We start from the raw sequence: 20,875 nt of genomic DNA, 5'->3' as shown, positions 1-20,875 counted from the left end.
GGGTGTGTACAGGTGGGACATGCGCCTTCTGCTCCTCGCCGACACCCACGTGCCCAAACGCGCCCGCGTTCTGCCGGAGGAGGTCTGGCAGGCCGTGGACAAGGCCGACGTTGTCATCCATGCGGGTGATTGGGTGGAGGTCGCTCTACTCGACGAACTCGCGGCCCGCAGCCGCCGCCTAATCGGCGTCTACGGCAACAACGACGGCCCTGAGCTGCGGAAACGCCTGCCGGAGGTCGCCCGCGAGGAGCTGGACGGCGTGCGGCTGGCGGTGGTGCACGAGACCGGCGCGGCGAAGGGGCGCGAGCAGCGGTGCGCGGCCGCCTTCCCGGACACCGACGTGCTGGTGTTCGGGCACAGCCACATCCCGTGGGACACGGTGGCGGACAACGGTCTCCGCCTGCTCAACCCCGGCTCGCCCACCGACCGCCGCCGCCAGCCCGTCTGCACGTACCTGACCGCCACGATCGCGAAGGGACGGTTGCGTGACGTCGAGCTGCACCCGTTGCCACGCCGGTGATCACACGACGCGGAACACCAGCCCGGCGTCCACGAGCCTGCCCAGCAACGCGTCGCCCATCGCGGCGGCCGTCGTGACCTGACCCGACGTCGGGGGGAGGTCGTCGAAGGCGAGGCACAGGGCGGATTCGCCGAGCATCTTCGCCGTTTCGTCGTAACCGGGATCGCAGCCGGACACCTCGGTCACCACCCGCCTGCCGCCACCCTCGCCGACGAACCGCGCCGTGAACCGCGACCGGGCCCGGCGTTCCTCGCCCGGGCCGCTGCCGGGGGAGCGCAGTCCGGAAAGCGCCTTCCTGGCCGGGGGCACCTGCGCCAGTGCCGCGAGCGCGCCGAGGCCCGCCGTCGCTCCCACCACTGAGGACAGGTGCTGGAACGCCGCGTGGTGCCGGTAGCGGAAATCCGGGCCGTACGCGGGCAACAGCCGTGCGGACAGCGCCACCACCTTCGGGTCGATCGTCGGCAGCGGCACCAGCCAGCGCCCGGTTTCCGCGTCGCGGTGGAGCGAACCCGGTCCACTGTGCACACGGCGTCCCGCCGGCCTGCCCTCCGCGGCGGCCCGCTCGCGTGCCGCGCGGACCATCGGCAGCGGCCGGGCGAACACGCCCAGCGCCGAGGCGTACGTGCCGCCGGAGAACGTCGCGTTCGTGCTCACCGACCCCGAGATCCGCAGCGGCACGCCCTCCGGCAACTGCTTGACGGTGTAGAACACGCCGAGGTCGTGCGGGATCGAGTCGAACCCGCAGGCGTGGACGAGCCGTGCGCCGGTGCGCTCGGCCGTCGCGTGGTGGCGCAGGTACATCCGGTCGAAGAACTCCGGTTCACCACACAGGTCCAGGTAGTCCGTGCCCGCTTCGGCGCAGGCGGCCACGAGCGGTTCGCCGTGGGCGAGGTAGGGCCCGACCGTCGTCGCGACGACCTTCGTCTTCCCCGCCAGTTCCCGCAGCGACACCGGATCTGCCACGTCGGCCTCCAGTAGCGGCAACGACTCCCACTTCGCCCCGAGGCGCCGCCGGACCGCTTCGAGCCGGTCCCGGTTGCGCCCGGCGAGTGCCCAGCGCCCTCCCTCCGGCATGCGCCGTGCGAGGTACTCGGCGGTCAGCCCGCCGGTGAAGCCGGTCGCGCCGAGGAGGACCAGGTCGAAGCTCCGCTGCTCAGCCATGCGGAAGACCATACCGGGAGTATGTCCGGCACATGGTTAGCTACGCTCATGACCGACCGGTACTTCGAGGACTACGTCCCGGGTTCGACGCACGAGTTCGGCAACGTCAAGGTGACCGAGGCCGAGATCGTCGAGTTCGCGACGAGGTACGACCCGCAGCCCTTCCACGTCGACGCCGCCGCCGCGGCGGACGGTCCGTTCGGCGGGCTGATCGCGAGCGGCTGGCACACCGCGAGCCTGATGATGCGCCTGCTCGCGGACAACTACCTGTCCCCGGTGTCGAGCCTCGGCAGCCCCGGCATCGACGAGCTGCGCTGGCCGAAGCCCGTGCGGCCGGGGGACGAGCTGCGGCTGCGGGTGCACGTCGTGGAGAGCAGGCCCTCGAAGTCCAAGCCGGACCGCGGTCTGGTGCGCAGCCGCATCGAACTGCTCAACCAGGACGAGGAGATCGTCTTCTCCGCGCTGGCGCTGAACTTCGTGCTCCGCCGGTGAAGATCACGCGGGTACCCGTAGACCACCCCGAAGCCGTGGCCGTGTTGCGCGAGTACGTCGACGACGTGGCCAGCCGGTACTACGGCAGGCAGGCGACGGACGAGGAGATCGACCGCGCGCTCGCCGAAGACCCGAGCGACGACGTGGTCCTGTTCTTCCTCGCGCGCGACGGCGAAGAGGTGCTGGGCTGCGTCGGGGTCCGGTTCGCCGAACCGACCGTGGCGGAGCTCACGCGGATGTTCGTCAAACCCACGGCGCGAGGCCGGGGTGTCGCGTCGGCCCTGCTGAGGACGGCGGAGGAAGAAGCGGTGCGAAACGGTGCACAAGTGATGCGCCTGGACACCCGTGCCGATCTCGTCGAAGCGAGGGCGCTCTACGCGAAGCACGGATACCAGGAGGTCGAGCCGTACGGGGAGCGGTTGTACGCGGATCATTGGCTCGTGAAGAACTTTCCTGCCGCCCGCAGGGTGTAGCGACGGGAGAACCGGGGTAGTCCCGGCGCGACAGCACGTCGCGAGGGAGTTCGAACATGGCGGACACGTCACGGCTGCCCACCCCGGTCGCCGAAACCTGGGAGTGGCAGCGCCACGGCAATTGCCGGAACCTCGACAGCTCGGTCTTCTTCCATCCTGACGGAGAACGCGGCTTCGCGCGCGCCGACCGGGTCGCCAGGGCCAAGCGCATCTGCATGTCCTGCCCGGTGATCGTCGAGTGCCGTCACCACGCGCTGACCGTCGAGGAGCCGTTCGGGGTCTGGGGTGGGCTCGACGAAACCGAGCGCCGCGCCGCCATCGCGCGCCGCAAGCAGCTGCAGGCCGAGGCGGAGAAGGAGCAGGAGTGCGTTTCGGTTACACGCTGATGACCGAGCAGGCCGGGCCGAAGGAGCTGGTCCGGCACGCGCGGGCGGCCGAGGAGTGCGGGTTCGCCTTCGAGGTCTCCAGCGACCACTACTTCCCGTGGCTCGACGAGCAGGGGCACGCGCCGTACGCGTGGAGCGTGCTGGGCGCGGTCAGCCAGGTCACCGAGCGGGTGGAGCTGTTGAGCTTCGTGACGTGCCCGACGGTGCGGTACCACCCCGCGGTGGTCGCGCAGAAGGCCGCGACCGTGTCCCTGTTGTCCGACAACAGGTTCATCCTCGGGCTGGGGGCCGGCGAGAACCTCAACGAGCACGTCGTGGGCCGCGGCTGGCCGCCGGCCAACGTCCGGCACGAGATGCTCAGCGAGGCCGTCGAGATCATCGGTGAGCTGTTCGACGGCGGGTACGTGAACTTCTCGGGACAGCACTTCCGGGTCGACTCGGCGAAGCTGTGGGACCTGCCGGAGCGGCGCACCCCGATCGCGGTCGCGGTGTCCGGGCAGCAGTCGGTGGAGCGGTTCGCGCCGGTCGCCGACGCGATGATCACCACCGAGCCCAACGGTGAGCTGGTCAAGGCGTGGGACGCCGAGCGCACGCAGGTGCGCGAGGACACGACGCGGAAGTTCGCGCAGCTGCCGGTGTCGTTCGGCACCGACCGCGAGGCCGCCGAGCGCAGGGCGCACGAACAGTTCCGCTGGTTTTCGGGCGGCTGGAAGGTCAACGCCGAACTGCCGGGCACGGTCGCGTTCGCGGGCGCGACGCAGTACGTCAGGCAGGCCGACGTGGCCCAGTCGATCCCGTGCGGGGCGGACGTGGACGCGATCGTCGAGGCGGTCAAGCCGTTCGCGGAGGCCGGGTTCACCGACCTCGCGCTCGTCCAGATCGGCGGCGACCAGCAGGACCCGTTCTTCGAGTTCGCGAAGTCGGACCTGCTGCCCGCGCTGGAGAAGGCTTTCGGCTGAGAGCGGTTTCAGTCCACGAGGTCGCCGTCGCGCGTGATCATCGCGCGCAGCTTGGTGAGCGCCCGGTGCTGGGTGACGCGGACGTTGCCCGCGGAGATGCCCAGCGCCTCGGCCGTCTCGTTGGCGGACAGGCCCACGACCAGCCGCAGGGTGAGGATCTCCTGCTGCAGCGGCGGCAGCGTGGCGAGCAGCTTGCTCAGCCGGTCGCCGAGGTCGCCGTCGAGCACGCGCTTCTCGGGCTCGTTGTCCGTCAGCGGCCGTTCCGGCAGCTCGGCCACGGGGTCCGACCGGTCGCGGGAGACCAGGCGGTAGGCGTCGGCGACCTTGTTGGACGCGATGGCGTGCACGAGGTAGAGGAACGAGCCGCCGCGGTCCTGGTAGTTCGGCAGTGCGTGCAGGACGGCCAGGCAGACCTCCTGCGCGACGTCGTCGGCCGAGAGGTAGGACAGGTCGCGGCCGCCGAGCCGGGCCCGGCAGTACCGGACGGCGACGGGCGTGATCAGCGCGATCAGCTTGCTGACTGCGACGGGGTCTCCTCCGGCGGCCTCCTTGACGGCAGGGTCGAGCTCTTCCTTCGTGAGCCGAGAGGCGGCTCCACGCGGGAAGGACTGCGGCGTGGTGAACCCGGGCACCTGCGCCTCGGCGGGCACGGCGGTGACAGGCGGGACTTCGGTTCTCATGGTCGACTCCCCAACGACAACGGCGACCCTACGACCGGTCATCGTCGGGCCCTCGTCTGTCACCCACGGTGAGCGGACACTCCCCTAAAAGATCCCTGCCGACCCGCTCCCGAAGCGACTGAGCGTAATCGTAAGCGGCGAGTGAAAGTTGAACAAGGACTGTTCAAGAGATACCCCGTTTGCAGCAGCGGAATGCTCACGAATGCATTCTTCGCGGTTACTCAGGGCGGTTACGTGCGAGTTCTGTGCGCACCCGATACCGGTGCGTGGAAAATGTCAGCCAGTGGTGAAAACCCACCAACGAAGGACGATGAATCGTAAAATGCCGCCCACCGCGCTCGTGGCGGCGAGCACCACCGCTTCCAGCGTCGCCGAGGGCGAGCCGACCAGCCAGTGCAGCAGTACGAGGACGAGCGAGCCGTAGCTGGCGTAGAACGCGAAAGTGCCTGCGGACTGCAAATGCAGTTTCGCGACCGAAGCCTTCATGTGCGCGAACGTGACGCGGCGGTGGAACTCCGTGTTGGCGATCGTGGTGAGCCCGATGGCGAGGACGTTCGCGGCGAACGAGTCGACGAAGGGGCGGGCGGCGAGGAAAACGAGTTCCTGCAGCCCCGTGGTGACCACGCCTGCCACCACGTACCAAACCACCGGATGGGTGACGTCGAGCCCGCGGTCGGCCCGCGGCCCGCTCCACTGCGCGGTGGTCATGACGCTCAATTTACCTAGCCTCAGCAACTTCTTGCACTCTACAACCGAGTGACCTTGATCTCGGGTTTGCCCGGTCCTGACCTCGGGTATCGCCTCCCCATGAGCGAGGCGCACGGACACCCAGTACCCGATTCCGTCGAATCCGACCCGGCCGCGTTGAACAGCGCGGAGGACCTCGACGAAGACCGGCTGCGCGTCGATCCGCTCGAGGAGGGCATCGAGCCGCCCGAGCGCTACGCCTTCTCCGACGGCTTCGGCACGACGCCGAACGAGGAGCGCGAGGGCAAGCCGTTGGAGGACCGGCTGCGCGAGGAGCGCCCGGACGTCCAGCCCGAGGACCCGGACCAGCCCACGACGGCGACGACCCCGGCCGAGCAGCTCGACGAGACGGTCGACGACGAGTCGGGCGCACCCACGACCCTCGTGGACGAGGACGCCGAGTCGTCCAACGGCGTGGATTCGGTCGAGGAGAACCAGAACGCCGACAAGCCCGGCGGCTCGGTCGCGGAGACCTTCCGGACCCCGCCCACGCGGCCGGAGTGATATCGGTCACGCAGCGCATGAACTGGGGAGATGGCCGCTTTTTCGGGGAAGCTGCCGGTGTCACCCGGCGTGACCATTCCGAGACCTCTACGGTCGGGGATACGAGCGCACGTAAACCGAAGGGATGAACACCATGCTCGCGATGACCGACGCCGCCGCCGAGGCGATCAGCGCGCTGACCGCCCAGGAAGGCAAGCAGGAAACGGGTGGGCTGCGCTTCGCGGTGCAGGCCCAGCAGGACGAGGGCGCGCAGCTCGCGCTCTCCCTGGCGGAGCAGCCGGAGGCGGGTGACCAGGTCCTCGGCGCCGACGGCGGAGCCAGGGTCTTCCTCGAGCCGCAGGCGGCCCAGTTCCTGGATGACAAGGTCCTCGACGTCCAGCAGGACGACCAGGGGCAGCTGAACTTCGCCGTGATGCCGGCCCCCGGCGCGGCCGCGGGAGTCTGACGGCTCCAGCACTCGACGGCCGGCTCCCCTGGGTGCGGGGAGCCGGCCGTTGGCGTTTTCGGTGGGGTTGCGGCGGAGCCGCGCCACTCCCCGTCGCGGTCAGGCCCGGGGCCCGCTGCTGCCCCGCCCTGGCCAGCCGCTGAGCCAATTCAAGTCCGCCACGGCAGCTATAGCCACCTTCGCGCCGTCGCGGCGGTCGGCGTCGCCCCCGAGGCAATCCGCTGGCTGGTTCCGGCCCGATCCCAGCTCGGCCCGGCAGCTACACTGGAGCCCCGCTGGCCCGCTTCCGGCCCGGCGGGCTCCCGCCACTCGAAGGCAAGCCACTGGCCCGCTCCCGACCGGGGCCCAGCCCGTCGGCTACCGCCATCTCGCTGGCCCGCTTCCGGCCCCGGCCCCATCCGGCGACCACCCCCTTCGCGCCGTCGCCGCGCTGATCCGCCTGTCCCTGTCACGCCCCCGGAGGTTCGCCCACCCGGCAACCGCTCCAGCCCCGCCCACCGCCCGGGTCCCGCCGCGTCGCCCGTCGTCCCAGCCCCCGCCCGCTCACCTCAAAAATGCGCCAGCAACTCCGGGAACCGCTCCAGCCGCAGCACGCGGTCGTCGCCGGGGTCGAGTTCGTCGTGCTCCAGCACCCACGTGTGCTCGTTCGGGATGAACACCGCGTTCAGCCCGGCGCGCCGCGCGGGCAGGATGTCCGACTTGGGCGAATTGCCGATCATCCAGGTCCGTTCGGGCCGCAGCGAGTGCTCCTCGATCAGCTCCAGGTACGTGCCGGCGTGCTTCTCCCGCACGATGTGCACGGCCGCGAAGTGGTGGTCGATCCCGGACGCGTCGATCTTGCGCTGCTGCTCCTCCCGGTCGCCCTTGGTGAGCAGCAGCAGGTGGTGCCGGGACGCGAGTTCCTCCAGGGTCTCGGCGACCCCGGGGATCAGCTCCACCTTGTGCTGGATCAGCGCGTCGGCAAGACCGAGGATCTCCTCGCGCTCCGCCGGCGTCGCCGGGCGTTCGCGGAGGTGCTCGAAACAGTCGTGCAGGCTGCGCAGGAACACCTTCGTGCCGTAGCCGTGCGCACTCGCGTTCGCCCGTTCGATGTCGTCCAGGACGGCGCGCAGCGCGGCGCGGTCCAGTGTCGGGTGGGCGAGCCAGTCGAGGTAGTCGTCGATGACCCGCTCGAAGATGACGTTGTTCTCCCAGAGCGTGTCGTCGGCGTCGAGAATCAGCGTGGGCACGCCGGAACAGTACTTCCGTACCAGTCAGCGGTGCACGGGATTTACCGGCTCCCCGCCGTTCAGCACGGCGGCGACGTTGCGCGCCGCGAGCAGGGCCATCTCCGTGCGCGTCTCGACCGTCGCCGAACCGAGGTGCGGCGTGAGCACGACGTTGTTCAGCTCCAGCAACCGCGGCTCGACCTCCGGCTCGCGCTCGAACACGTCCAGCCCCGCACCGGCGATCTCGTTGGCCAGCAACGCATCCGCGAGCGCGGACTCGTCGACCACCGGGCCACGCGTCGTGTTGATGAGGAACGCGGTGTGCTTCATGGCAGAAAGCGCCTTCGCGTCGATCAGGTGCCGCGTCTCCGGCGTCAACGGGCAGTGCAGCGACACCACGTCCGCCACGCGCAGCAGGTCCTCCTTCGGCTGTGACCGTCCACTGTAGACGACCCGCATCCCGAACGCCTCGGCCCGGCGCGCCACCGCCTTGCCGATCTGGCCCGGACCGATGATGCCCAGTGTCTTGCCCTGCAGTCCCGAACCGAGCATGAACCCGAGGTGGAACGACCACGGCTTGCGGGCCCGCAGCAGCCGGTCGCCCTCGGCGATGCGGCGGGTGAGCGCGAGCAGCAGGCCGAAGGTGAGGTCGGCGGTCGCGTCGGTGAGCACGTCCGGTGTGTTCGTGACGACCACTCCGCGCTCGACGAGCGCGGGCACGTCGATGTTGTCGTACCCCACCGCTACGTTGGCGACCACGCGCAGCTGGGGGCCCGCGGCATCGGCGACGGCGCCGTCGATCCGGTCGTGCAGCATGCTCACGATCGCCGACGCGCCGGCCACGGCCTCCTGCAGCTCTTCCTGTGTGAGGGGGCGGTCCGCGTCCGAAACCACCACCTCGCCCAGTGCGCGCAGCTCCACCAGAGCCGCCTCCGGAACCCGCCTCGTCACCACGATCCGCATGCCCCACACCTTTCCTTGCGCGACCGGCCCGCACCAAGTATGTTCTCATACAGAACGAGTGTGCGTAATGCGAACGAAGGTTGTAGCTCATGGCCGAGATACTGTCCCTGCACGACGCCGTCGCGCGCCTGGTGCACGACGGTGACACCGTCGCGCTGGAGGGGTTCACGCACCTCATCCCGCACGCGGCCGGGCAGGAGATCATCCGCCAGCGCCGCCGGGACCTGACGCTGGTCCGGATGACGCCGGACATCGTGTACGACCAGCTGATCGGCGCCGGCTGCGCGCGCAAGCTGGTGTTCTCGTGGGGTGGCAACCCGGGGGTCGGCTCGCTGCACCGCTTCCGTGACGCGGTGCAGAACTCGTGGCCGGTGCCGCTGGAGATCGAGGAGCACAGCCACGCGGGGATGGCCAACCGGTACGTGGCCGGCGCGTCCGGGCTGCCGTTCGCGGTGCTGCGCGGCTACACCGGCACGGACCTGCCGAAGTACACCGACACGATCAAGCAGATCACGTGCCCGTTCACGGGTGAGCAGCTCGCGGCCGTGCCCGCGCTGAACCCGGACGTGTCGATCATCCACGCGCAGCGCGCCGACCGCGCGGGCAACGTGCAGATCTGGGGTCTGGTGGGCGTGCAGAAGGAGGCCGTGCTCGCCGCGAAGCGCAGTCTCGTCACCGTCGAGGAGGTCGTCGACGAGCTGGAACCGGTGCCGGGTCAGCTGATCCTGCCTTCGTGGGCCGTCACGGCCGTGGCCGAGGTGCCGCACGGGGCGCACCCGTCGTACGCGCAGGGCTACTACGAACGGGACAACGAGTACTACGAGTATTGGGATTCCATTGGCCGGAATCGGGACTCGTTCGAACAGTGGCTGGACGAGAAGGTGTTCGGCATGGAGGGAGCGGCGAAGTGACGGCCACGACCGAAGAGCGGACGTACACGTCCGACGAGATGATGTCGATCGCCGCGGCCCGCGCGTTGTCCGGCGGCCAGCGGTGTTTCGTGGGCATCGGCCTGCCCTCGACCGCGGCCAACCTGGCGCGCCGCACCCACGCGCCCGACCTCGTGCTGATCTACGAATCCGGCACGCTCGGGTCCAAGCCGAGCAGGCTGCCCGCCTCGATCGGTGACGGCATCCTCGCGGAGACCGCGGACGCGGTGATCAGCGTGCCCGAGGTGTTCAACTACTGGCTGCAGCCCGGCCGCATCGACGTCGGCTTCCTCGGCGCCGCGCAGCTGGACAAGTTCGGCAACATCAACACCACCGTGATCGGGGACGACTACGCGCACCCCAAGGTCCGGTTGCCCGGCGCCGGTGGCGCGCCGGAGATCGCCGCGTCCTGCCACGAGGTGTACGTGGTGGTGCGGCAGAGCAAGCGCAGCTTCGTCGAGAAGGTCGACTTCATCACCTCGTTCGGGCACGGCACGGGCCGGGGTGACCGGGAGAAGCTCGGCCTGCGTGGCGCCGGCCCGACGCTGGTGATCACCGACCTCGGCGTGTTCCGGCCCGACGAGACGGGCGAACTGGTGCTCACCCAGGTGCACGAAGGGGTGGACGTCGAGCAGGTGCGTGAGGCGACGGGCTGGGACCTGAAGGTCTCGCCCGAGCTGTCCCGCACGCCGCCCCCCACCGAGGCCGAACTGCAGACCCTCCGCGAACTCAAGGCGGCCAAGTGACAGACGCATTCGTTCTCGACGCCATCCGAACCCCGTTCGGCCGCTACGGCGGCGCGCTGGCGAAGGTCCGCCCCGACGACCTCGCCGCGCACGTGCTGAAGGCGCTGCGTGAGCGCAGCGAACTCGACCCGGCCACCGTCGACGAGGTCGTCCTCGGTGACGCGAACCAGGCGGGGGAGGACAACCGCAACGTCGCCCGCATGGCCGCGCTGCTCGCGGGCTGGCCGACGAGCGTGCCGGGCACGACCGTGAACCGGCTGTGCGGCTCGGGGCTCGACGCCGTCATGCAGGCGAGCCGCTCGATCGCGACCGGGGACGCGTCGCTCGTCGTCGCCGGTGGCGTGGAGTCGATGAGCCGCGCGCCGATGATCCTGCTGAAGCCGGAGAAGGCGTTCGCGGCGGGCAACCAGACGCTGCACTCGAGCACGCTGGGCTGGCGCATGGTCAACCCGGAGATGCCCGAGCAGTGGACGATCTCGCTGGGCGAGAGCACGGAGCGGCTCGCCGAGCGCTACGGGATCGGCCGCGAGGCGCAGGACGAGTTCGCGTTGCGCAGCCACCTCAACGCGGCGAAGGCGTGGGACGCCGGGTTCTACGACGACCACGTGGTCCCGGTGCCCGGCACCGAGCTGACCCGCGACGAGGGCATCCGGCCCGATTCCACTCTGGACAAGCTGGCGAAGCTCAAGCCGTCCTTCCGCAAGGACGGCACGATCACCGCCGGCAACGCCTCGCCGCTCAACGACGGCGCGTCCGCCGTGTTGCTGGGTGACCAGAAGGCCGCCGACCGGCTCGGCAAGACCCCGCTGGCCCGCATCGCGGGGCGTGGTGCCGCGGGCGTCGACCCGGACGTCTTCGGCATCGGCCCGGTGCGGGCCGCGGAGATCGCGCTGGAGCGCGCCGGCATCGGCTGGGAGGACCTCAAGGCCGTCGAGCTGAACGAGGCGTTCGCCGCGCAGTCGCTGGCGTGCCTGGCCGACTGGCCGAAGCTGGACCCGTCGATCGTCAACGTCAACGGCGGGGCCATCGCGATCGGGCACCCGCTGGGCGCGTCCGGCGGCCGCATCCTCGGCTCGCTGGCGTACGAGCTGCGCCGCCGCGGTGGCGGCTGGGGGCTCGCCGCGATCTGCATCGGCGTCGGCCAGGGGCTGGCCGTTGTCCTGGAAGCCTGAGAGGAAAGGGAAAGTGCTATGGCAGCACCGACGAGCGACAAGCTGATCCTGCCGCGGTACCGGCGGGATCCGCAGGGCACGCACCCGCCGCTGGACTCGCCCGGCTACCGGTCCACGGCGCTCCGCCACCCCCAGCAGCCGCTGACCCTGCTGCCGCACATGCTCACCGAGGTCACCGGCCCGCTGCTCGGCCCCGGCAGGCTCGGCGAGCACGACAACGACCTCACCAAGCAGCACGACGGTGAGCCGATCGGGCAGCGGATCATCGTGCACGGCAGGCTGCTCGACGGCAACGGCAAGCCGATCCCGAACTCGCTGATCGAGATCTGGCAGGCCAACGCGGCGGGCCGCTACCGGCACATCGGGGACAACTGGCCCGGCCCGCTCGACCCGAACTTCACCGGTGCCGGCCGCACGGTCACCGACTCGGAAGGCCGGTACGAGTTCACCACGATCAAGCCGGGCGCGTACCCGTGGAAGAACCACGACAACGCCTGGCGTCCGGCGCACATCCACTTCTCGGTGTTCGGCACGGCGTTCACCCAGCGCCTCGTCACCCAGATGTACTTCCCCGGCGATCCGCTGTTCTTCCAGGACCCGATCTTCAACTCGGTCCCGGACGAGAAGGCCCGCCAGCGGATGATCTCGAAGTTCGACCTGAGCCGCACCGTCGACCACTGGGCGCTGGCGTTCGAGTTCGACATCGTGGTGCGCGGCCGCGAGGCGTCGGTCTTCGAAAACGAGGAGGAAGAGGACGAATGACCACCCCTTCGCAGACCGTCGGCCCGTACCTGTCGCTCGGCCTGCCCTGGGAGGACGGCCCCACCGTCGTGCCCGAGGGCACCCCGGGCGCGGTGTGGATCCGCGGCGTCGTCACCGACGGCGCGGGTAACCCGATCCCGGACGCGCTGGTGGAGACGTGGCAGGCCGACCCGAACGGCCGCTTCGACCACCCCGACGACCCGCGTGGCCGGGTGCCCGGCTTCCGCGGCTTCGGCCGCTGCCCGACCGAGCCCGACGGCAGCTACGGAATCCTGACGCTCGTGCCCGGCGCGGTGCCTGGGCAGGACGGCCGGACGCAGGCCCCGCACATCGACGTGTCGGTGTTCGGCCGCGGCATGCTCGACCGGGTGGTCACGCGGATCTACTTCCCCGAGAACACCGACGCCAACGCGGCCGACGAGGTGCTGCGGTCGGTGCCCGAGGACCGGCGGCACACACTGGTCGCGGAGAAGACCGAGGACGGCTACCGGTTCGACGTGCGCGTGCAGGGCGAAGGCGAGACAGTATTTTTCGATGTCTGAGCTGTTCGACCCGGTACTGGCCGCGGGTGCCGTCCGTGACGAGGTGAGCGACGCGGCCTGGCTGCGGGCGCTCCTCGACGTCGAGGCGGCGCTCGCCCAGGCCGAGGCCGACGCCGGGGTGGTCCCGCGCGAGCACGCCGAGCGCATCGCCGAGGTGTGCCGCGAGGGCTACTTCGACGTGGCGGAGATCGGGGCGAAGTCGGTCGGCGTCGGCAACCCGGCGGCGCCGCTCGTCCGTGAGATCACCACGAAGGTCGGCGGCGAGGCGGCCCGGTACGTGCACTTGGGCGCGACGAGCCAGGACATCGTGGACAGTGCCGCGATGCTCGTGGCCAAACGGGCACTCGAAGCGCTGCGTGAGGACGTCGAGGCAGCGGCCGAGCACGCCGCGCGCCTTGCCCGGGAGCACGCGGGCACGGTGCAGGCCGGGCGAACCCTGTTGCAGCAGGCGATCCCGGTGACGTTCGGCTTCACGGCGGCGGGCTGGCTGTCCGGTTTGGACAGTGCGGCGCGCAGGCTAGCGCAGCTGCGCCCCGCCGCGCAGCTCGGCGGCGCGACGGGCACCCTCGCTTCCCTCGGTGAAGCCGGGCCCGCGGTGCTGGCGGCGTTCAGCCGTCGGCTGGACCTGGCGGAGCCCGCGTTGCCGTGGCACACCGAACGCACCCGCATCGCGGAGCTGACCGGGGCGCTCGGTGAGCTGTCCGGAGTGGTGGGCGGCGCGAGCCGCACGATCACCCTGCTGGCCCAGACCGAGGTGGCCGAGGTCGCGGAGATCGCCGAGGGCAGCGGTGGCTCCTCCACCATGCCGCACAAGCGGAACCCGGTGGCGGCGGTCGCCGCGCAGGCGGCCGCGCAGCAGGCGCCGGGGCTGGTCGCCACGCTGCTCGCCGCGATGACCCAGGAACACCAGCGTGCCGCCGGCTCGTGGCACGCCGAATGGCGGCCGCTCACGGAGTTGTTCCGCGGCACGGGTTCCGCGGTCCACTGGCTGCGCACCAGCTTCGAGCGGCTGCGGGTCGATCCCGCACGGATGAGGCAGAACCTCGACGCGACCGGCGGGGCGATCCTGTCCGAGCGGGTCACCACCGAGCTGGCGAAGGACACCGGGCGCCTCGCGGCCCATGACGCCGTCACGGCGTGCACCAAGCGCGCACTGGCCGGTGAAGGTGCGCTGGCCGACCTCCTGGCGGAGGATCCGCTGGTGGGCAAGCACCTCTCGCGGGAGCGCATCGAGCGGCTGCTCGACCCCGCGGACTATCTTGGCAGCGCGCGTGTGTTCGTCGAACGCGCGCTGGCCGCCCATGCCGAGCGAAAGGGGAGTTCGTGAGCGTCGAGGTGCACCACGTGCTCGAAGGTCCCGCCGACGCGCCCGTCGTGGTGCTGAGCAACTCCATCGGCAGCACGCTGGAGATGTGGGACCCGCAGCTGAAACCGTTGCTGGACAACGGGTTCCGCGTGCTCCGGTACGACACCCGCGGCCACGGCCGCTCGCCGGTGCCGCCGGGCCCGTACGGCATCGACGACGTGGGCGGTGACGTGCTGGCGCTGCTCGACCGGCTGGAGATCTCCGCGGCCCACTTCGTGGGGCTGTCGCTGGGTGGCATGACGGGCATCTGGCTCGGGCAGAACGCGCCGGACCGCGTGCGCAGTCTCGTGCTGTGCTGCACGTCGGCCCAGCCCGGCAACACGCAGATGTGGCTCGACCGCGTCCAGCAGGTGCGGGCGCAGGGCATGGCGAAGATCGCCGAGGGCAGCATCACCCGCTGGTTCACCCAGGAGTGGATCGACGCGCATCCCGAGAAGGCGAAGGAACTGCAGGCGATGACGGCGGAGACGCCCGCCGACGGCTACACGGCCTGCTGTGAGCTGCTCGCCGACCTGGACCTCGTCCCCGCGCTGCCGAAGATCACCGCGCCCACGCTGGTCATCTCCGGCGCCGACGACAAGGCCCTGCCGCCGGACCACGGCCGCGTCATCGCCGACGGCGTGCACGGCGCGCGGTTCGAGGTCGTCGAGCACGCCGCCCACCTGGGCAGCTACGAGCAGGCCGAGCGTTTCACCCAGCTGATCCTGGAGCACCTGAAGGGGGCCGACGCGTGAGTGACGAGCTGTACGAAGCCGGCATGAAGGTCCGCCGCGAGGTGCTGGGCGACGCCCACGTCGACCGCGCGGGTGCGAACACCACCGAGTTCACCCAGAAGTTCCAGGACTACATCACGCGCGCGGCGTGGGGCTCGATCTGGACCCGCGAGGGCCTGGACCGCAAGACGCGCAGCTGCATCACCCTCGCCGTGCTCACCGCGCTGCACTGCGAGAACGAGATCCCGATGCACGTGCGGGCCGCGATCACCAACGGCCTCACCCCGGACGAGATCGGCGAGGTGCTGCTGCACACCGGCGTCTATGCGGGTGTACCCGCCGCGAACGCCGCGTTCGCGCTGGCGCAGCGCACACTCGCGGAGCTGGGCGAGCCCTCCGCGCAGCCACGTTAGTCTGCTCGGCATGGACAACGAGGAGCGCGCGGCGCACCACGTACAGTCGCTGGAACGCGGCCTCGCGGTGATCCGCGCGTTCGGGGCGGGCGCGCCCGAACTCACACTGTCCGATGTGGCCAGGGCGACGGGGCTGACGCGCGCCGCGGCCCGGCGCTTCCTGCTCACGCTGGTGGACCTGGGCTACGTCCGCACCGACGGCAAGTACTTCTCGCTCACCGCGCGGGTGCTCGAACTCGGGTACTCGTTCCTGTCCAGCATGACGTTGCCCGAGGTCGCGCAGCCGCACCTCGAACGGCTGTCGGCCGAGGTGCGGGAATCGAGTTCGGTCTCGGTGCTGGAAGGCACCGACATCGTCTACGTGGCCAGGGTCGCGGTCTCCCGGATCATGACCGTCAGCATCAACGTGGGCACGCGCTTCCCGGCGTACGCCACGTCGATGGGGCACGTGCTGCTCGCCGGTCTCGACGCGCCGGAGCTGGAGAAGTACCTGGCGGAGACCCGGCTGGACAGGCTGACCTCGCACACCCTCACCGAGCCGGAGGCGTTGCGGGCCGAGCTCGAAGCCGTGCGGCGGCTGGGCTGGGCGCTCGTCGACCAGGAGCTGGAGGAGGGGCTGCGCTCGATCGCCGCCCCGATCCGGGACCGGCAGGGCCGGGTGGTCGCGGCGGTGAACGTGTCCACGCACGCCAGCCGGACCACGCGTGAACAGGTCGCCGAGGAGATGCTGCCGCGGTTGCTCGCCACGGCGCGACGGATCGAGGGCGACCTCGCCCACGCCCCGCAGGCGCGCCGCCGTGGGTAGCTGCGCGGGTCTGCTGCTCGCCGCGGGCGCGGGCAGGCGTTTCGGGCGGCCGAAGGCACTCGTCGAACTCGACGGGGAACCGTTGGTGCGCCGCGCGTTGCGGGCGTTGGCGGAGGGCGGGTGCGAGCCCGTGCGCGTGGTTGTGGGCGCTCAGGCCGACGACGTGCGGGCGCTGTTGCCGGACCGGTCGCTCGCCGTGCACGCCGAGGACTGGGAGACGGGCATGGGTGCGTCGCTGCGGGCCGGGCTGCGGGCGCTGCCGGAGGCGGACGCGGTGCTGGTGCACCTCGTCGACCTGCCCAAGGTGGACGCCCGCGTGATCGCCCGGCTGGCCGCGCTCGCGTCGCCGGAAGTAGTGGCGCGCGCGGCGTACGACGGCAAACCAGGACATCCGGTGCTTTTCGGACGCCGCTGGTGGACCGAGATCGCTGACAGCGCCCGGGGCGATCGCGGTGCCCGGGACTGGCTCGCGCCGCGGCAGGACGTGCGTCTGATCGAGTGCGGTGATCTCGGCAGTGGCTTCGACGTGGACACTCCGGCCGATCTGCACCGTAGGGTGGAACCGTGACGGTCAACTCTCCCGAACAGCTGGCGCAGACGCTCGAGAGCGCCGGCTACCTCGCTGACGAAGGTGTCGCCACGGCCGCGTTCCTCGCCCTGCGCATGCAGCGTCCGCTGTTCTGCGAGGGCGAGCCCGGCACGGGGAAGACGTCGCTCGCGGTCGCCCTTTCGCGCTCGCTGGAGCTGCCGCTGATCCGCCTGCAGTGCCACGAGGGCATCGACGCGGCGCAGGCGCTGTACGAGTGGGATTTCCCGCGGCAGCTGCTGCACCTGCGCGCGCTCGAAGCGGGCAGCGAGAGCCTGGACGTGGAGGCGGCGGAGCAGTCGCTGTACACCGAGCGGTTCCTGCTGGCGCGGCCGTTGCTGAAGGCGCTGACGACCGCGCCGTGCGTGCTCCTGGTGGACGAGATCGACCGCGCGGACGACGAGTTCGAGGCGTTCCTGCTGCAGCTGCTCGACGAGAACGCCGTGACGATCCCGGAGTACGGGGAGGTGCGGGCGGAGCAGCCGCCGCTGGTGATCCTCACGTCGAACCGCACCCGCGAGGTGCATGACGCGTTGAAGCGCCGGTGCCTGTACCACTGGCTGGAGCACCCGGATCTGGCTCGCGAGGTCGCCATCCTGCGCCGTCGCCTGCCCGGCATCGGCGAGCGCCTGGCGACGCAGGTGTCGGTGGCCGTGCGGCGGCTGCGGGAGCTGGAGCTGCTGAAGCCGCCCGGGGTGGCGGAGTCGCTGGACTGGGCGCAGGCGCTGCTGGCATTGGGCCGGGACGAGCTGGACGTGGAGGCAGCCGCGCGCACCCTCGGCGCGGTGCTGAAGTACACCGAGGACATGGAACGCGTCCGCGCAAAGCTCGACGCCCTCCTGGCCTGAGGCGCTCCGGAAAGCGCTTGCGGGGCGGGCGACCGGGCTGGGCCAGGGTGGTTTCTGTTGCCTCGCGTGGCCGCGGCACCGCCGCAGGGCGTTGCGTCGTCGCCCGTGGCGCTCCTGTCCCCTGCGACACCCCAACGGCCACCCACTGGCTCGCACTGCGGCATTTCCTGCCGTTACTCAGGGTGGCCGCAGGGTGTTGCGCCGCCGGTGGCGCGCGGCCGCCTCACATCACGCCCGCCTCGCCTCACCGCGCCACCAGCCGCTCAAGGGGCGCCGCGGCGGCCTCGGTGCCCGTCGCACCGCGCCGCCACTCACCTCCGCACTTCCTGCCGCTGGCACCGCCCGCGCGCCACTCCCCGCTGGTGTCGCGCCACCCCCGCCTGGCGCCTCGCGGCTCCGTCGCTGGCCCGCGCCGCCGCGCCGCCGCGCCGCCGCGCCGCCGCGCCGCTGCGCCGCTGCGCCGCATTGCCCCGCCGCTAGCCCGCGCCGCCGCCTCGCGCAGCCCCGCCGGTGGTGCCGCCCGGCGCCGCCGCCCCGCCGCTCCGCCCCTCAACCCCCCGGGTCACCCAACCGCCCCCAGTCCCCGCTCCACCAGATCGAAGGCCCGGTCCACCACCGCGGGCTGGTCGCGGTACACCTCGTCGGGGTCGGCGCCCGCGAGCATGCGGTTCGTGGCGTGCCGGTAGATCGTTTCCAGCGCGGCGGCGAGCAGGTTCGCCATGAGTTCGGCGTCCAGTGGGGCGAACTCCTCGGCCAGCAGCGTGTTCAGCGTCTCCGCGATCTCGCGCGACTGTTCGAGCACCCGGCCACGCAGCGCCGGACTCGCCTCCACCACGCGCGCGAAGTGGACCACCCCCGGCACCGTCGCGGACAGCGGGTGCCGCTGCGCCAGCAGTTCGTGCTGGTAACGCCGCAGCGCCGCGACCGGTGATTCGCCTTCCGGCCGGGCGCGGATCACCTGCTCCAGGTCCCGCAGACGGTCGGCGTGCCGGTCGAGGAACAGGTCCTCCTTGCGCGGGAAGTAGTTGAACACCGTCATCTTCGACACGCCCGCCGCTTCGGCGACCTCGGCGACCGTGACGTTGTCGAAGCCCCGGCGCAGGAACAACATGCTCGCCACGTCGGAGATGTGCCGTCGCGTGGCCTGCTTCTTCTGCTCGCGGAGCCCCATGCGCATAATTTTACTGGACCAAAACTTTGACTCGGTATAAGTTTGGCGGCATGGACTTCGACGTGGTGGTGGCCGGGGGCGGCCCGGTGGGGTTGATGCTGGCGCTCGAGCTGAGGCTCGCCGACGTGCGGGTGCTCGTGGTCGAGCGACTGTCCGAAGTGGACCAGACGATCAAGGCGGGCTCGATCAACGTGCCCACCGCCGAGGCGTTCTACCGGCGGGGCCTGTGGGCGGCGCTGGAGGAACACCAGCGCCGGGCGTTCGAGCGGATCGCCGCGTTCCAGGGGAAGCCGAAGGCGATGCCGAGGATCGCCGGGCACTTCGCGGGACTGATGGTGGACGCCGACCTGGTGGATGTGGGTGGTCTCCGCGACGCCGGACCGGCGATGCGGCTGCTGCCCGTGGGACAGCAGGCGATCGAGACGGTGCTCGCGGACAAGGTGCGTGAACTGGGCGTGGAGTTGCGCAGGGGCACCGAACTCACCGGCTTCGACGCGGATGAATCGGGCGTCACCGTGCGGCTGGGTGAGGAGTCCGTGCGGGCGGGCTGGCTCGTCGGCTGCGACGGCGGGCGGAGTCTGGTGCGGAAGCTGGCCGGCTTCGACTTCCCCGGCACGGACCCGGAGATCACCGGCAGGCAGGCCCTGGTGGAGCTGACCGGCGAGGAGGCGCTGAAGCCGGGCTGGAACCGGACGGACCGGGGGATCTACGTGCACGGCCCGGTCCCCGGCCGCATCCTCACGGTCGAGTCAGGCGCGCCGGACGACCGGACGACCCCGGTCACGGCCCTGGAACTGGAGGAGAGCCTGCGCCGAGTGTCCGGTGTGGACGTTCGCGTGACGGCCGTGCACTCGGCGACCCGGTTCACGGACAACGCCCGGCAGGCCTCGACGTACCTGCGTGGCCGGGTGCTGCTGGCGGGCGACGCGGCACACGTGCACTCGCCGTTCGGCGGGCAGGGGCTCAACCTCGGCATCGGTGACGCGGTGAACCTGGGCTGGAAGCTCGGGGCGACGGTGCGGGGCTGGGCGCCGGAAGGGCTGCTGGACACCTACACCGCGGAGCGGCACCCGATCGGGGAGTGGGTGCTCGAGTGGACGCGGGCGCAGGTGGCGTTGATGCGGACGGACCCGCGCACGAAGGCGTTGCGGAACGTGGTGGCGGACCTGCTCGCGACGCGGGACGGGGCCACCTACGTGGCGCGGAAGGTATCCGGGATGCTGCACCGCTACCCGATCGAGGGGGAGCACGAGCTCGTCGGCTCCAGTGCGCCGGACTTCGAGTTCGCCGAGGGCAGCCGGTTCGGCGAGCACTGCCACGACGGTCGCGGGGTGCTGTTGGACCTGGCCGATTCGGCGGAACTGCGGCGGCTGGCGGCCGGGTGGGCGCCTCGGGTGCGGGTGCTGAGCGCGAAGTGCACCACTCATCCGGAGCTGTCCGCGGTGCTGGTCCGGCCGGACGGTTTCGTCGCCTGGGCGGGCGACGGGGGACAGGCGGGCCTGGAAAGCGCTTTCCGGACGTGGTTCGGTGCGCCCGTCAGCTCGGGAGGGTCTGCTCCAGCTTCCGCAGGTGTTCGATGATCGCCGTGGGGTGACCCGGCGCGAGGTAGATCTGGGCGTCGCTGCCGGTGCCGGTGGCGTAGTTGAGGTAGCGGCCCCAGTCGGTGTCGGCGTAGTGCAGCGGGGTGTCGAGCTGGTGGTAGCGGTTCAGCTCGTCGCGGTGCGCGACGTACAGCTCGCCGGTGCCGCTCACCGGGCGCTGCAACACGTTGACGAGGTCGCGGATGTCCCAGCTGGGGATGCGGTCTTCGCGGCCGGCTTCCTCCAGCTCGGCGACGCGGATCACGAGTGGGCGCCCGCCGCCGGGCCGCACGTCGGGCAGCTCGGCCACGAGTGATTCGGCCAGCCGGTCGCGGTGGACGGGCTTGAGCGCGATCCCGTCGTCCACCCGCACGGCGACGATGCCCTGCAGCCCGCGGGCCGCGGCGAGGACCCCGTAGGTGCGACGGCCGTCGTGGACCCAGCCGTAGTACTCGACGGAAGCGTTGGTGAGCAACGGAAGCCAGTCGAGGAACTCGACGTCGAGGCGGCCTTGGCGGTCCAGCAGGCCGGCCGCGTCGAGCGACTCCAGCATGCGCCGTTCGGCCGCGCGCTTCTCGTCGTCCGGTAGCCACAGGGGTTCGGGCCGCAGGACGAGGTGGAGCGTGCCCGCCTTCTCCCGCTCGACGGCGCCCGCGAGCGCGTCGAGCGGCAGGGACAGGTAGTCACTGCGGACGGCGGGCATG

At 71.1% G+C, this 20,875-nt stretch carries 26 protein-coding genes; 19 read left to right on the top strand and 7 right to left on the bottom strand.

Going from position 1 to position 20,875, the window contains the following annotated elements; translation table 11 throughout:
* Positions 1 to 19 precede the first annotated feature (19 nt).
* Complete coding sequence (locus BMZ92_RS05185; RefSeq protein WP_091504553.1) at positions 20 to 520, top strand: metallophosphoesterase family protein; 501 nt, start codon at positions 20 to 22, stop codon at positions 518 to 520.
* Here BMZ92_RS05185 and BMZ92_RS05180 read toward each other — a convergent pair whose 3' ends face one another.
* Positions 521 to 1,681, bottom strand: coding sequence for a saccharopine dehydrogenase family protein (locus tag BMZ92_RS05180; protein ID WP_091504836.1), 1,161 nt, complete (start codon positions 1,679 to 1,681; stop codon positions 521 to 523).
* A gap of 48 nt (positions 1,682 to 1,729) precedes the next feature.
* Here BMZ92_RS05180 and BMZ92_RS38025 point away from each other — a divergent pair, with 48 nt between their 5' ends.
* Genes BMZ92_RS38025 through BMZ92_RS05165 form a run of 4 tightly spaced genes read left to right on the top strand, consistent with a single transcriptional unit; the run spans position 1,730 to position 3,991 of the window.
* On the top strand, positions 1,730 to 2,173 hold the full coding sequence (locus tag BMZ92_RS38025; protein ID WP_245782908.1) for a MaoC family dehydratase: 444 nt from the start codon (positions 1,730 to 1,732) through the stop codon (positions 2,171 to 2,173).
* Positions 2,170 to 2,646 carry a GNAT family N-acetyltransferase gene (locus BMZ92_RS38020; RefSeq protein WP_245782907.1) on the top strand — a complete coding sequence of 159 codons (477 nt, stop codon included), beginning with the start codon at positions 2,170 to 2,172 and terminating at the stop codon, positions 2,644 to 2,646. Before BMZ92_RS38025 ends, BMZ92_RS38020 begins: the two co-directional genes overlap by 4 nt.
* 56 nt (positions 2,647 to 2,702) lie before the next feature.
* The gene (locus tag BMZ92_RS05170; RefSeq protein ID WP_091504552.1) at positions 2,703 to 3,032 is read left to right on the top strand and encodes a WhiB family transcriptional regulator; all 330 of its coding nucleotides are present in this window, start codon (positions 2,703 to 2,705) and stop codon (positions 3,030 to 3,032) included.
* Complete coding sequence (locus BMZ92_RS05165; RefSeq protein WP_091504551.1) at positions 3,011 to 3,991, top strand: TIGR03557 family F420-dependent LLM class oxidoreductase; 981 nt, start codon at positions 3,011 to 3,013, stop codon at positions 3,989 to 3,991. The genes BMZ92_RS05170 and BMZ92_RS05165 overlap by 22 nt, the downstream gene beginning before the upstream one ends.
* 8 nt (positions 3,992 to 3,999) lie before the next feature.
* Here the strand turns inward: BMZ92_RS05165 and shbA are convergent, their stop codons facing one another.
* Together shbA and BMZ92_RS05155 are read right to left on the bottom strand one after the other, a co-directional pair.
* A complete protein-coding gene (gene shbA / locus BMZ92_RS05160; protein WP_177228547.1) occupies positions 4,000 to 4,671 on the bottom strand; it encodes an RNA polymerase sigma factor ShbA in 672 nt (223 codons plus the stop codon).
* 276 nt (positions 4,672 to 4,947) lie between these two features.
* Positions 4,948 to 5,379, bottom strand: a complete 432-nt coding sequence (locus tag BMZ92_RS05155; protein WP_091504550.1) for a GtrA family protein — start codon at positions 5,377 to 5,379, stop codon at positions 4,948 to 4,950.
* A gap of 99 nt (positions 5,380 to 5,478) precedes the next feature.
* Here BMZ92_RS05155 and BMZ92_RS05150 point away from each other — a divergent pair, with 99 nt between their 5' ends.
* Together BMZ92_RS05150 and BMZ92_RS05145 are read left to right on the top strand one after the other, a co-directional pair.
* Entirely contained in the window at positions 5,479 to 5,922 is a 444-nt protein-coding gene (locus BMZ92_RS05150; protein WP_091504549.1) for a hypothetical protein, read from the top strand.
* Positions 5,923 to 6,055: 133 nt separating this feature from the next.
* Positions 6,056 to 6,367, top strand: coding sequence for a HesB/IscA family protein (locus tag BMZ92_RS05145; protein ID WP_091504833.1), 312 nt, complete (start codon positions 6,056 to 6,058; stop codon positions 6,365 to 6,367).
* A gap of 548 nt (positions 6,368 to 6,915) precedes the next feature.
* Here the strand turns inward: BMZ92_RS05145 and BMZ92_RS05140 are convergent.
* Entirely contained in the window at positions 6,916 to 7,596 is a 681-nt protein-coding gene (locus BMZ92_RS05140; protein WP_091504548.1) for an HAD family hydrolase, read from the bottom strand.
* A 24-nt stretch (positions 7,597 to 7,620) separates the two neighbouring features.
* Complete coding sequence (locus BMZ92_RS05135; RefSeq protein WP_091504547.1) at positions 7,621 to 8,538, bottom strand: 2-hydroxyacid dehydrogenase; 918 nt, start codon at positions 8,536 to 8,538, stop codon at positions 7,621 to 7,623.
* 89 nt (positions 8,539 to 8,627) lie between these two features.
* Between BMZ92_RS05135 and BMZ92_RS05130 the strand changes: the two genes are divergently transcribed.
* The 11 genes from BMZ92_RS05130 to BMZ92_RS05080 are packed head-to-tail and all read left to right on the top strand — an operon-like array spanning position 8,628 to position 17,420.
* On the top strand, positions 8,628 to 9,449 hold the full coding sequence (locus BMZ92_RS05130; RefSeq protein ID WP_091504546.1) for a CoA transferase subunit A: 822 nt from the start codon (positions 8,628 to 8,630) through the stop codon (positions 9,447 to 9,449).
* Between the two features lie 38 nt (positions 9,450 to 9,487).
* Complete coding sequence (locus BMZ92_RS05125) at positions 9,488 to 10,213, top strand: CoA-transferase subunit beta (protein WP_091504832.1); 726 nt, start codon at positions 9,488 to 9,490, stop codon at positions 10,211 to 10,213.
* Positions 10,210 to 11,385 (top strand): thiolase family protein, encoded by a 1,176-nt coding sequence (locus BMZ92_RS05120; protein ID WP_091504545.1) that lies wholly within the window; start codon positions 10,210 to 10,212, stop codon positions 11,383 to 11,385. Before BMZ92_RS05125 ends, BMZ92_RS05120 begins: the two co-directional genes overlap by 4 nt.
* 18 nt (positions 11,386 to 11,403) lie before the next feature.
* Positions 11,404 to 12,147, top strand: a complete 744-nt coding sequence (pcaH, locus tag BMZ92_RS05115; RefSeq protein ID WP_091504544.1) for a protocatechuate 3,4-dioxygenase subunit beta — start codon at positions 11,404 to 11,406, stop codon at positions 12,145 to 12,147.
* Entirely contained in the window at positions 12,144 to 12,689 is a 546-nt protein-coding gene (gene pcaG, locus BMZ92_RS05110) for a protocatechuate 3,4-dioxygenase subunit alpha (RefSeq protein WP_091504543.1), read from the top strand. Before pcaH ends, pcaG begins: the two co-directional genes overlap by 4 nt.
* A complete protein-coding gene (pcaB, locus tag BMZ92_RS05105) occupies positions 12,682 to 14,016 on the top strand; it encodes a 3-carboxy-cis,cis-muconate cycloisomerase (RefSeq protein ID WP_091504542.1) in 1,335 nt (444 codons plus the stop codon). Before pcaG ends, pcaB begins: the two co-directional genes overlap by 8 nt.
* Positions 14,013 to 14,789 (top strand): 3-oxoadipate enol-lactonase, encoded by a 777-nt coding sequence (pcaD, locus tag BMZ92_RS05100; protein WP_091504541.1) that lies wholly within the window; start codon positions 14,013 to 14,015, stop codon positions 14,787 to 14,789. The genes pcaB and pcaD overlap by 4 nt, the downstream gene beginning before the upstream one ends.
* Positions 14,786 to 15,181 (top strand): 4-carboxymuconolactone decarboxylase, encoded by a 396-nt coding sequence (pcaC, locus tag BMZ92_RS05095; RefSeq protein ID WP_091504540.1) that lies wholly within the window; start codon positions 14,786 to 14,788, stop codon positions 15,179 to 15,181. Before pcaD ends, pcaC begins: the two co-directional genes overlap by 4 nt.
* Positions 15,182 to 15,191: 10 nt before the next feature.
* A complete protein-coding gene (locus BMZ92_RS05090) occupies positions 15,192 to 15,986 on the top strand; it encodes an IclR family transcriptional regulator (protein WP_091504539.1) in 795 nt (264 codons plus the stop codon).
* Positions 15,979 to 16,554, top strand: a complete 576-nt coding sequence (locus BMZ92_RS05085) for a nucleotidyltransferase family protein (RefSeq protein WP_091504538.1) — start codon at positions 15,979 to 15,981, stop codon at positions 16,552 to 16,554. The genes BMZ92_RS05090 and BMZ92_RS05085 overlap by 8 nt, the downstream gene beginning before the upstream one ends.
* Positions 16,551 to 17,420 (top strand): AAA family ATPase, encoded by an 870-nt coding sequence (locus BMZ92_RS05080; protein ID WP_091504537.1) that lies wholly within the window; start codon positions 16,551 to 16,553, stop codon positions 17,418 to 17,420. The genes BMZ92_RS05085 and BMZ92_RS05080 overlap by 4 nt, the downstream gene beginning before the upstream one ends.
* Before the next feature lie 562 nt (positions 17,421 to 17,982).
* Here the strand turns inward: BMZ92_RS05080 and BMZ92_RS05075 are convergent.
* Positions 17,983 to 18,591, bottom strand: a complete 609-nt coding sequence (locus tag BMZ92_RS05075; RefSeq protein WP_091504536.1) for a TetR/AcrR family transcriptional regulator — start codon at positions 18,589 to 18,591, stop codon at positions 17,983 to 17,985.
* Between the two features lie 50 nt (positions 18,592 to 18,641).
* Between BMZ92_RS05075 and BMZ92_RS05070 the strand changes: the two genes are divergently transcribed.
* The gene (locus tag BMZ92_RS05070) at positions 18,642 to 20,171 is read left to right on the top strand and encodes an FAD-dependent monooxygenase (protein ID WP_091504535.1); all 1,530 of its coding nucleotides are present in this window, start codon (positions 18,642 to 18,644) and stop codon (positions 20,169 to 20,171) included.
* On the opposite strand, the gene BMZ92_RS05065 is transcribed toward BMZ92_RS05070, so the two are convergent.
* Entirely contained in the window at positions 20,128 to 20,874 is a 747-nt protein-coding gene (locus tag BMZ92_RS05065) for an ESX secretion-associated protein EspG (RefSeq protein ID WP_245782906.1), read from the bottom strand. The genes BMZ92_RS05070 and BMZ92_RS05065 overlap by 44 nt on opposite strands.
* Position 20,875: the final 1 nt, after the last annotated feature.

Source organism: Amycolatopsis sacchari (genome assembly GCF_900114035.1).
Classification (GTDB): domain Bacteria; phylum Actinomycetota; class Actinomycetes; order Mycobacteriales; family Pseudonocardiaceae; genus Amycolatopsis_E; species Amycolatopsis_E sacchari.
The sequence above is the reverse complement of the archived record's forward strand: the minus strand, read 5'-3'. Positions and strand labels throughout refer to the sequence as shown.

What these genes read in the sequence shown, in the direction of transcription:
- BMZ92_RS05065 (WP_245782906.1), bottom strand. Translation starts at nt 20,874, where the DNA reads ATGCCCGCCGTCCGCAGTGACTACCTGTCCCTGCCGCTCGACGCGCTC.
- shbA (WP_177228547.1), bottom strand. Translation starts at nt 4,671, where the DNA reads ATGAGAACCGAAGTCCCGCCTGTCACCGCCGTGCCCGCCGAGGCGCAG.
- BMZ92_RS38025 (WP_245782908.1), top strand. Translation starts at nt 1,730, where the DNA reads ATGACCGACCGGTACTTCGAGGACTACGTCCCGGGTTCGACGCACGAG.
- BMZ92_RS05185 (WP_091504553.1), top strand. Translation starts at nt 20, where the DNA reads ATGCGCCTTCTGCTCCTCGCCGACACCCACGTGCCCAAACGCGCCCGC.
- BMZ92_RS05145 (WP_091504833.1), top strand. Translation starts at nt 6,056, where the DNA reads ATGCTCGCGATGACCGACGCCGCCGCCGAGGCGATCAGCGCGCTGACC.
- BMZ92_RS05150 (WP_091504549.1), top strand. Translation starts at nt 5,479, where the DNA reads ATGAGCGAGGCGCACGGACACCCAGTACCCGATTCCGTCGAATCCGAC.
- BMZ92_RS05130 (WP_091504546.1), top strand. Translation starts at nt 8,628, where the DNA reads ATGGCCGAGATACTGTCCCTGCACGACGCCGTCGCGCGCCTGGTGCAC.
- BMZ92_RS05070 (WP_091504535.1), top strand. Translation starts at nt 18,642, where the DNA reads ATGGACTTCGACGTGGTGGTGGCCGGGGGCGGCCCGGTGGGGTTGATG.
- BMZ92_RS05075 (WP_091504536.1), bottom strand. Translation starts at nt 18,591, where the DNA reads ATGGGGCTCCGCGAGCAGAAGAAGCAGGCCACGCGACGGCACATCTCC.
- pcaG (WP_091504543.1), top strand. Translation starts at nt 12,144, where the DNA reads ATGACCACCCCTTCGCAGACCGTCGGCCCGTACCTGTCGCTCGGCCTG.
- BMZ92_RS05135 (WP_091504547.1), bottom strand. Translation starts at nt 8,538, where the DNA reads ATGCGGATCGTGGTGACGAGGCGGGTTCCGGAGGCGGCTCTGGTGGAG.
- BMZ92_RS05125 (WP_091504832.1), top strand. Translation starts at nt 9,488, where the DNA reads ATGATGTCGATCGCCGCGGCCCGCGCGTTGTCCGGCGGCCAGCGGTGT.
- BMZ92_RS05180 (WP_091504836.1), bottom strand. Translation starts at nt 1,681, where the DNA reads ATGGCTGAGCAGCGGAGCTTCGACCTGGTCCTCCTCGGCGCGACCGGC.
- BMZ92_RS05170 (WP_091504552.1), top strand. Translation starts at nt 2,703, where the DNA reads ATGGCGGACACGTCACGGCTGCCCACCCCGGTCGCCGAAACCTGGGAG.
- BMZ92_RS05155 (WP_091504550.1), bottom strand. Translation starts at nt 5,379, where the DNA reads ATGACCACCGCGCAGTGGAGCGGGCCGCGGGCCGACCGCGGGCTCGAC.
- pcaB (WP_091504542.1), top strand. Translation starts at nt 12,682, where the DNA reads ATGTCTGAGCTGTTCGACCCGGTACTGGCCGCGGGTGCCGTCCGTGAC.
- BMZ92_RS05090 (WP_091504539.1), top strand. Translation starts at nt 15,192, where the DNA reads ATGGACAACGAGGAGCGCGCGGCGCACCACGTACAGTCGCTGGAACGC.
- pcaH (WP_091504544.1), top strand. Translation starts at nt 11,404, where the DNA reads ATGGCAGCACCGACGAGCGACAAGCTGATCCTGCCGCGGTACCGGCGG.